8 protein-coding genes are annotated in these 9,166 nt (G+C 72.8%); all 8 read right to left on the reverse strand.

Annotated features, from left to right (window positions below):
• Nucleotides 1–45: 45 nt before the first annotated feature.
• Nucleotides 46–456, reverse strand: coding sequence for an NAD(+)--rifampin ADP-ribosyltransferase (gene arr / locus BJ961_RS18500; RefSeq protein ID WP_271413902.1), 411 nt, complete (start codon nt 454–456; stop codon nt 46–48).
• 197 nt (nt 457–653) lie between these two features.
• Nucleotides 654–917 carry a chaplin gene (locus BJ961_RS18505; protein WP_271417089.1) on the reverse strand — a complete coding sequence of 88 codons (264 nt, stop codon included), beginning with the start codon at nt 915–917 and terminating at the stop codon, nt 654–656.
• A 243-nt stretch (nt 918–1,160) separates the two neighbouring features.
• Complete coding sequence (locus BJ961_RS18510) at nt 1,161–2,567, reverse strand: salicylate synthase (RefSeq protein ID WP_271413903.1); 1,407 nt, start codon at nt 2,565–2,567, stop codon at nt 1,161–1,163.
• Nucleotides 2,568–2,650: 83 nt separating this feature from the next.
• On the reverse strand, nt 2,651–4,399 hold the full coding sequence (locus BJ961_RS18515; protein WP_271413904.1) for an ABC transporter ATP-binding protein: 1,749 nt from the start codon (nt 4,397–4,399) through the stop codon (nt 2,651–2,653).
• Nucleotides 4,396–6,264, reverse strand: coding sequence for an ABC transporter ATP-binding protein (locus tag BJ961_RS18520; protein ID WP_271413905.1), 1,869 nt, complete (start codon nt 6,262–6,264; stop codon nt 4,396–4,398). The genes BJ961_RS18515 and BJ961_RS18520 overlap by 4 nt, the downstream gene beginning before the upstream one ends.
• A complete protein-coding gene (locus BJ961_RS18525; protein ID WP_271413906.1) occupies nt 6,261–6,989 on the reverse strand; it encodes a class I SAM-dependent methyltransferase in 729 nt (242 codons plus the stop codon). The genes BJ961_RS18520 and BJ961_RS18525 overlap by 4 nt, the downstream gene beginning before the upstream one ends.
• 52 nt (nt 6,990–7,041) lie before the next feature.
• Entirely contained in the window at nt 7,042–7,911 is an 870-nt protein-coding gene (locus tag BJ961_RS18530) for a thioesterase II family protein (protein WP_271413907.1), read from the reverse strand.
• Entirely contained in the window at nt 7,908–9,161 is a 1,254-nt protein-coding gene (locus BJ961_RS18535) for a cytochrome P450 (RefSeq protein ID WP_271413908.1), read from the reverse strand. Before BJ961_RS18535 ends, BJ961_RS18530 begins: the two co-directional genes overlap by 4 nt.
• Between the last annotated feature and the right edge of the window lie 5 nt (nt 9,162–9,166).

The raw sequence follows: 9,166 nt of genomic DNA on the forward strand, positions 1-9,166 counted from the left end.
CCCACGGGCACTGCGGCCGTGCTTGCTGCCGATACCGGGCAACCTTCAGTTGATGATTTCGCCGCGGCCGTCCAGAAGGATCGCGGCCAGCCGGTCTCGCCACATCTGGAGGGCTTCGGGTGTCTGCCGCGTCCAGTCGGTGACCTCGCCGACGATCCGGAGCGGTTCCCCGCTGCGATAGGAGCGGGTGGGATTGCCGGGGAACTTCTTGTCCGTGACGTTGGGATCGTTCTCGAACTCCCCCGTCGGTTCGACGCAATACACTCGCGGGGTCCCGGCGCCGGCGGCGAGTTCGGCGGCGAGCCCCGCGCCGTCGCGCAACGCGGTGAAGTAGATGTGGTTCATCACGACTTCGGGTCGGTAGTTCGAACGGAAACCGGCGGTGAGGTGATCACCGACCCGCAGCTCGGCCTTTGTGCCGTAGAAGAACGGCCCCTCGTCCAACACCTCGTCCATCGACGCAGGTTATCAAGCCAAGCCGTCGCGAGCATGAGTTCCGTCAGCCCCGTACCCGGCGTCAGGCTGGCGTGGACTGGTGGGGTGCGGCCGGCTCGATGTGAGCTGTGCCCTGTCACTGGAACCGTTCAACGCCCCACCGCTGACGGTCCGCATCCCGGGATCGGCCGGGATGCGGACGGCAGGTGCGGATCCCGTCAGTGGCCCATGCTCCAGCCGTGGTCGCTCACGTTGGCGCAGCTGTTGCCGAAGGCCGGGTTGAGCAGACCGATGACGTTGACCGTGTTCCCACAGACATTCACCGGTACGTGGACCGGAACCTGCACCACGTTGCCCGAAGCCACGCCCGGGGAGCCGACCGCCGTGCCCTGGGCTCCGCTGTCTGCGGACGCGGCTCCGGCTCCGCCCAGGACCAGGGCACCGCTGACGGCGAGGAAACCGGCAGTCACGATCGCGCGCATCTTCATTTGGTTCTCCATCTCGTGTGCGTTCATTGGAGGGCCTGCCGTCGCCGTTCTGGTTCGGAACGCGGCGGCGACCGTAATCCGCGCTGGACGGCGAACCGGATTGCACGCGAGAGGGATGCTCATTCGAAAGAACCAACGCGGTCGAGTATCAAGCCGAGTATCGAACTTCGATACGCCCGGCAGGAAGGAAGATCGCCGGCGCCCGGCCGACGCAGGACGCGGTCGCACCACGCCCCGTCAATCCGTGGTGAACCGCAGGTACGGGGCGACGCTGCGCAGTTTCTCGCAGGTCTCCTCGATCTCCCGGTCCGGGCTGGACTGGGCGGTGACTCCCGCGCCCGCGCGCAGCCAGGTCTCCTCGCCGTCGCCGATGAGGGTGCGCAGGACGAGGGCGGCGTCGAGGGCTCCGGCGGTGCTGCCGCGGAAGACCGCGCCGCCGTACAGACCCCTGGGCCCTTCCTCGTGGCGGGCCAAGGCCTGGAGGGCGTCGCGCTTGGAGACACCGGTGGCGGTGATCGCGGGGAAGAGGGAGGCGAAGGCGTTCCACGGCCCGGCGTTCTCACGGAGGCGGCCCGTCAGCCGTGAGGCCAGGTGCTGCACCGAACCACGCGGCCGGACCGCCATGAACTCCTCGGCCACGACGGAGCCGGGCCGGCACACCGCGGCCATCTCGTCCCAGGCCTGGCGTACGGACACCGCGTGCTCGTGTATCTCCTTGGGATCCCTGAGCAGTTCCGCACGCCGCCGGTCGTTCTCCGCCGGGTCGAGTCCGTGTGCGCGGGTGCCGGCGAGGGGCTGGGTGCTGACCCGGCCGTTCTCCGTGATCTCCAGGACGGTTTCCGGGCTGAACCCGGCCGCCCGGTAGCCGCCGAGGTCCAGCAGGTAGGAACGGGCCGGGGTGTTGGACCGGCGTCCCGCGAGATAGGTCGCGGCGAAGTCCACGGCCGGTGCGGCGGGCAGCGGGACCTTCCGGGAGACCACGGCCTTCTCCAGGAGCCCGGCACGGATGTCCTCGACCGTCCGGGCCACCGCGCTGCCGTAGGCGGCGATGCCCGCGGCGATGACGCGTTCGGCCGCCTCCGGCGTCCTTCCGTCCGGCGGCGGCTGCTCGGCGCTCTCTTCGGCCAGCAGGTCCGCGACCTTGCGCAGCCACGCCTCGTCCACTGCGCGCACCACGGTGCCCTCCCTGGTGAAGGTCACCTCGACGGCCGGGACGAGGGCATGCAGCAGCGGCTGGTCCCCTGCGGCTTCGGGGTCGGCGTGCAGGAGGTGGGCGAGTTCGAAGGCTGCCCAGCCGTAGAAGGGACGTGCCCCCTCGGACGTGCCGTGCGTCGCGGACAGGGTGCTCAGCGCGGCGGCGAACGCGGGCACCGGTCGCCCCTCGGTGCGGGAGGTCCAGGTCCGCCCGGCGGCCCGCGCGGTGACGGAGTTCGCGTGTGCGGTGAGGCTGACGGCGGAACCCGCCGCGAAGTGCCAGACGCCGCCTTCCGCCTCGTACACGATGTACTGGTCGGTCAGGCGTGCCCGGGCGAGACGGGCGGCGGTGGCCGCGGGGTCGGGGCTGGGTTCCAGGGTGCTCGCGTGCGAGAGAGGCCGCACGGAGCGCGCCCAGGAGTCCCAGGTGTTACGGAGTCCGTTGCTCATCCGGTCGTGCCCCATCCTGTCGTGCCCTTCCTCTGCTGCCGGGTCCGACGGATCCGGGTGAATCGGTGCCTCCGGGTGCGGGTTCATGGCCGTGCTCCCTCCAGGCGCCAGCCGTGAGCGCGGGCCCGGCGCTGCCAGAAGGAGGCGTACGTGCCGCACGCCGTGATCAGGTCGTCGTGGGTGCCGCGCTCGGTGATCCGGCCGTTCTCCAGGACCAGGATCTGGTCGGCGTGGACGACGGTGCTGAGCCGGTGTGCGATGACCAGCAGCGTCTTGCGGTCGGCGAGGACGCGCACGGCCTCGGCGAACAGCGCCTCGTTCTCCTGGTCGAGCGCGGCGGTGGCCTCGTCGAGGACGAGGATCGGCGCGTCCTTCAGCAGGGCGCGGGCGATGGACACCCGCTGGCGCTGCCCGCCGGACAGCCGCGCGCCGCCCTCTCCCACCTTGGTGTCCCAGCCGTCGGGCAGTTCCCCGATCACCCGGTCGAGCCCGGACAGGGCGGCGGCCTCGGCCAGGTCGGCGGAGTCCGCGTCCGGGGCGGCGATCCTGACGTTCTCCTCGATCGTGCCGTCGAAGAGGTAGACGTCCTGGAAGACGAGCGAGACGTGAGCCGCCAGGTCGTCGGCGGTGATGTCGCGGACGTCGACGCCGCCGATGCGGACGGTGCCCTGCGTGGTGTCCCGGAAGCGGGCGATCAGCGAGGCGACCGTGGTCTTGCCGGCACCGGACGGGCCCACCAGCGCCGTCATACTGCGCTCGGGCAGGCGGAAGGTCACATCGTCCAGGACCGCGCGTTCGCCGGTCCCACCCGCACCGTAGCGGAAGGTCACCCCGGTGAACTCCACGCTCGCGTCATGGGGCGTCTGCGGCTCGGCGGGCTGGGGGAAGGGCGGTTCGTCGAGGACCGCGCCGAGCCGTTCCAGGGTGTTGCGGGCGATGCGCATGCCGGCGCCGGCCTCGGCGGCGGACGACACGCTGTCGATCAGGCGGACCAGCAGCACCAGGAGCGCCAGCAGCGTGGGCACGGTGAGCGACCCGTCGAGCTGCCAGGACACGCCGAGGGCCAGCAGCAGGGCGAAGACGAGCCGGGTGGCGAAGGTGAAGGAGACCAGGCCGGGCAGGCCGCGCACGATGAGCCGACGGTCGGCGCGCGCCTCGGCCACCAGGGCGTCGTCCAGCGCGCCGTAGCCCTCCGCGGTCCGGCCGAACGCCCGTAGGACCGGCTGGTTGCGGGTGTACTCCAGCACCCGGTCTGCGGACTCACCGATCGCGGCGTCACGGCCGAGGTCGAGCCGGCGCATCAGTGACGTGCTCCCCTGCTGGACGGCGTACAGCACGGGTGCGCAGACCAGGAGCACCAGGCCGGTGCGGACGTCGAAGAAGAACGTGGCCGCGATCAGGGTCACCGGGGTGAGGACGGAGCTGATGAACGGGCGCAGCAGGTGGGCCGGTGTGCTCATCACCTGGATGACGTTCTGCCCGGCGAGACGGCTGAACTCGGCGGTCCGGCCGGCGGTGAACCAGCCCAGCGGCAGGCGCAGCGCCTGGTCGGCCAGCCGCCGGTGCAGCACCCGGGAGAGCTGTGAGCCGACCGTGAACCCGCCGCTGAGAGCGGCCCCCTGGAGTGCCGCGTAGGCGATCACGCAGCCGGCGAACGCCGCCAGCCACGGCCGGACGTCGGCGGGGTCGGTCCCGAGCAGCGCCTTGAGGACGGGCACCAGAAGGGCGAAGGCGGCGCCCTGGAGTACGGCCGCGCCGCACTGGAGGAGCAGCAGCCGGTTCAGCGGCCGGGAGCCTTCCGGTCCCAGGACGCGGTAGAGCTGACGGATCATCGTGCGCTTCCCTCTCGGATGTCGGCCCCCGCGCGGGTGGGCCGCTGGTCCGGGACGCCGTCGGCGCCGTCCGGGTCCGCGTTTCGCTGGGCGTCCCACAGCGCGGTGTAGCGGCCCCCGGCGGCCAGCAGGTCGTCGTGGCGGCCCTGTTCGGTGACGCGTCCGTCCTCCAGCACCACGATCCGGTCGGCGGAGCGGACGGTCGACAGCCGGTGGGCGATGACGAGCAGGGTGCGGCCTGCCGCGAGCGCGGACAGGGCGTCCTGGATCAGTGCCTCGGAGTGCGGGTCGGCGTAGGCGGTCGCCTCGTCGAGCACGAGGACGGGGGCGTCGGCGAGCAACGCCCGTGCGATGGACAGGCGTTGGGCCTCTCCTCCGGAGAGGGTGACGGCCGTGCCGAGTTCGGTCGCGTAGCCGTCGGGCAGCTCCGTGATCCGGTCGTGGATGCGGGCGGCGCGGGCGCACCGTTCGACTTCCTCGTCGGTGGCTTCGGGGCGGCCGAGCCGGATGTTGTCGGCGACGCCGGCCCGCAGCAGCCGTACGTCCTGGAGGACGAAGCCCACCCTTCGGTACAGCTCGGTGGCGGGGATGTCCCGCAGGTCGGCGCCGCCGAGTGTCACCGTGCCGGCCGTGACGTCGTGGAAGCGGGGCAGCAGCGAGGCCAGGGTGGACTTGCCCGAGCCGGAGGGGCCGACGAGCGCGGTGACGGTGCCGGGCGCGAGGTCGAGGTCGACTCCGCTGAGGACGTCGGTGTTCCCGTCGTAGGAGAAGGACACCGCGCGCAGACGGACGTGGTGGCCGTCGGGGAGGGCGGGGGCCGTGGGTTCGGGGAGGGTGGGAGTGTCCAGGAGTGCGGTGACGCGTACGGCGGCTGCCTGGCCGGCCCGGATCTGCTGGATGCGGGGGCCGACCACGCCCATGGGGGCGGCGACCGCGGGGCCGAGCAGGAGGAAGGGGACGAGTGCGGCGCCGGTCATCCATCCCTGGGTGACGAACACCGCGCCGGGGACGGCCAGGAGCAGCAGGACCACGGCCGGGGCGACCACCAGGATCGCGGCGGTGGAGGTGGCGAGGGTGGACCGGACCCAGCCGGAGAAGAAGTCGGCGAAGCCCTCGGTGGCACGGACGAAGCGCTCGTGGGCCCTGTGGCCGCGCCCGAAGCTCTTGAAGACGGCGATTCCGGAGGCGAACTCCACGGCTGCGGCGGAGATCCGGCCCGTCGCGGCGCCGAACTCGGCCATCTGCGCCGCCGCGCCCGCCATGGCCCGGCCGAACAGGAGCACGCCGAGCAGCAGGGGGGCCACGCTGATCAGGGCGAGGCGCCAGTCGACGGTGAACAGGTAGGCGAGGGTGAGCAGCGGGGCGGTGAGGACGGAGACGACGTCGAGGAGGGTGTGGGCGAACAGGGTGTGCAGGGCGCTCACGTCGTCCTGCACGGCCTGCTTGACCTCGCCGGTGCCCCGGTCGGTGAGCCGGCCGAGCGGCAGCCGTCCGATGTGCCGGGCGAGCCGGCGGCGGAGGGTGAGCTGGAGGTCGTTGTCGGCGAGGTGGGCGAGGGCGCCGGCCGCCGTGCCGCACACCAGGGCGGCGAAGCCGGCCGAGCAGGCCAGCGCCACCAGCGGCCAGAGGGCGTCGCCCTCGGCCGCGGAACCCTCGGTGAGGCGTTCGGCGATACGGGAGACGGCGATGAACGGGACCACTCCGGCGAGGGCGGCGACGGCCTGGAGGCCGACGGCGAGGGCCAGTCGGCCGCGGACGGGCTCGGCGAGCCCGCGCAGCGGGGACGGCGGGGCGGCGGAGGTGCCCGCGCCGACGGCCTCCTCGGCTGCCGTGGCCGGTCCGGGCCCGGGCGGTTGTGACTTCACTTGACGAGTACTCCGATTTCGGGGATGGGCCTGCCGCCCGCCTCGGTGATGCGGCGGCTGGTCATGCCGGCCTCGCGGGCCAGCCGGGCGACGTCGAAGGTGTGCCATTCGTAGCTGTCGGCGACCTCGCGGACGGTGTGGCCGTCGCGCAGGACCTTCCAGGTGGTGGTGAACCGCATGCCGTCGCCCTCGGTGGGTTCGCCGCCGATCCACCACTCGTAGGTCTGGCGTCCGATGGTCTCCCTGAGGGACATCACCGGGGGGAGGACGCGGGGCGAGGAGACTCCCATCAGTTCGACGACGATGGGTGCCCCGTCGGGCAGGCGGTCCGCGAGCCGCTTCCACAGCGTCACGCGTTCGGGAACGGTGAGGTGGCCGGCGACGCCGAAGACGACGACGGCGGAGAGGCGTTCGGGCAGGACGAGGTCCTGGGCCGATCCGTCGACGACGGTCACCCGCGGGCGCAGGTCCGGGTCGCGGGCGACCCGGGAGGTGAGCATGGCGCGCATGGTCGCCGACGGCTCGGCGGCCAGGATCTCCGCGTCCGGCAGGGCGGCGGCGATCACCTCCGTGACGCGGCCGGTGCCCGCGCCGATCTCCAGGACGGGGCCGTGGGACACGTCGAGGCCGGAGAGGACTCCGGTGAGCGGGGGGCCGCTGCTGGCGGTGTGCCGGGTGGCGACCAGTTCGTAGAACTCGGCCGAGGTCGAGTAGTAGTCGATCACGATGGCCTCCGGTCGTGGGTGGCCGGGCGGGCCGACGCGGTGGGACGGCGGCTCACGGGGTGCTCGGCCAGGTGTGCGCGCCGCCGGTGGTCAGGGAGGGGTCCAGCCTGCGCAGGACGGTGGCGACGACCTCGCGGCGGCGCGGGGTGAGGTAGAAGTGGTCGCCGGGGAAGACGCGCACCTCGGTGCGCGCGGTGGTGAGGTCCGCCCAGCCGCCCGCCCGTTCACGGGTGCGTTCCGCGCCGAGTTCCGGGTCCGTGCTCCCGGTCAGGACGTGCAGGGGGCAGGTCAGCGGCGGCCGCTCGGGCGGACGGTACGTCTCGATGATCCGGTAGTCGTGGCGCACGGCCGTCAGGACCAGGGAGCGCAGTGCGGGGTCGTCCAGGACCTCTCGGCCGGTGCCGCCCAGTCGGGCCAGCTCGGCGCCCAGGATGTCGTCGTCCTGGCGGTGCAGCCGTCCGGTGACCGCGGTGCCGGGGGCTGCCCGGCCGGACGCGAACAGGCGGCGTGGGCCCGGGATGCGGCGCCTTTCCAGCTCGTGGGCGAGTTCCCAGGCCACGGCGGAGCCCATGCTGTGCCCGAAGAGGGCGTACGGCAGGTCGAGCAGCGGCGCGACGGCGTCCGCCACGGCTCCCACCAGGTCGGCCATGTCGGCCGCCTCCGGGTCCTCGAAGCGGTCCTCGCGGCCGGGGTACTGGAGGGCGAGGAGTTCGACCTCGGGGGGCGTGAGCGCCGCCCAGGGCCGGTAGAAGCCCGCGCTGCCACCCGCGTGCGGCAGGCAGATCAGGGTGTACCGGGGCGCGGCCGCGCCGCTCCACCGCCGGATCCACGGGTTGTCGGCCTTCGCGGCGCGCGCGGAGGGCTGTGCGGGAGGCTGCGCCGAGCGCTGGACGGACGCGTTGGGTGCGGAGGACGCGGTCACCAGGCGACCCTCAGTTCTTCGAGGCCGAAGGTGGCCGAGTCGTGCTTGACGGCGACGTCGTCCCGCTCCCCCGCGAGGCGGAGGGTGGGCACGCGGCGGATCAGGGTCTCGAGGGCGACCTCCAGTTCCAGCCTGGCGAGGTGCTGCCCGACGCACTGGTGGACGCCGTGGCCGAAGGCGACGTGGTGGTTGTCGGTGCGGTGGAAGTCGACCCGCGCCGGGTCGTCGAACTGCTCGGGGTCGTGGTTGGCGCCGGCCAGGAGGGCGATGACGCCGTCGTCGGCGGGGATCGTCCGGCCGGACAGGTCGATGTCCTCGGCGGCCACGCGCAGGGGGATGGAGTCGGCGACGGACAGGACGCGCAGGAGTTCGTCGACGGCGGCGGGCATCAGGGAGGGGTCGCGGCGGAGTTCCTCCCTCAGCTCCGGTCGGTCCAGGAGAAGCAGCGTGCTCAGGGCGATCATGCTGGTGGTGGTCTCGCGGCCGGCGTTGATGGTGATGCCGAGCGTGGACAGGAGCTGGTCCATGGTCACGTGGCCCGGGACGAGGTGCTCGGTGACGAGCTGGGAGATCAGGTCGTCGCGGGGTTCCTCGCGCCGCTTGCCGACCAGTTCGGCGAGCAGGCCGAAGAGGCCGCCGAGGGCTTGGGAGACCTGTTCGGCGGTGCTGGTGCGGGAGCCGGAGACGCGGGTGACGTCCCGGAAGAACTCCAGGTTCTCGCGGGGGATGCCGAGCAGTTCGCAGATCACCGAGGTGGATACCGCGTTGGCGTACACGGAGACGAAGTCCACGGGACCGCCGCCGGCGAGCATGCCGTCCAGGATCTCGTCGACGCGGGCCTGCACGGCGGGCCGCATCGCCCGCACCCGGCGCACGGTGAACACCGGCAGGAGCATCCGCCGGTATTTGGTGTGCTCGGGGGCGTCGGTGCGGATGAACGGGCGGAACTTCGCCCCGGCCTCCTGTTCGCCCTCACCGAGGGCGGGGAAGTTCGGCCGGCGGATGTCGGCGCTGGCCCGGGGGTCGGAGAGCAGTTCGCGTACGTCGTCGTAGCGGGTGATCACCCACGCTTCCTTGTTCGTCGGCAGGGTCACGCGGGCGACCGGGTCGTGGGTGCGCAGCGCTTCGTACTCCGCGGGCGCGGCGAAGGGGCAGCCGCGCTGGACGGGGAAGTCCCGGGGCGGGGCCTCGGGGTGGGGCCCGGCATCCGTGCGGGGCCGGTCGGGGGTGGGTGTCTCGGGGGTTCTCATGGAGG

The organism is Streptomyces lienomycini (genome assembly GCF_027947595.1).
Classification (GTDB): domain Bacteria; phylum Actinomycetota; class Actinomycetes; order Streptomycetales; family Streptomycetaceae; genus Streptomyces; species Streptomyces lienomycini.

Coding starts and splice junctions, on each gene's coding strand:
- arr (WP_271413902.1), bottom strand. CDS start 456: ATGGACGAGGTGTTGGACGAGGGGCCGTTCTTCTACGGCACAAAGGCC.
- BJ961_RS18515 (WP_271413904.1), bottom strand. CDS start 4,399: ATGATCCGTCAGCTCTACCGCGTCCTGGGACCGGAAGGCTCCCGGCCG.
- BJ961_RS18535 (WP_271413908.1), bottom strand. CDS start 9,161: ATGAGAACCCCCGAGACACCCACCCCCGACCGGCCCCGCACGGATGCC.
- BJ961_RS18510 (WP_271413903.1), bottom strand. CDS start 2,567: ATGAGCAACGGACTCCGTAACACCTGGGACTCCTGGGCGCGCTCCGTG.
- BJ961_RS18505 (WP_271417089.1), bottom strand. CDS start 917: ATGCGCGCGATCGTGACTGCCGGTTTCCTCGCCGTCAGCGGTGCCCTG.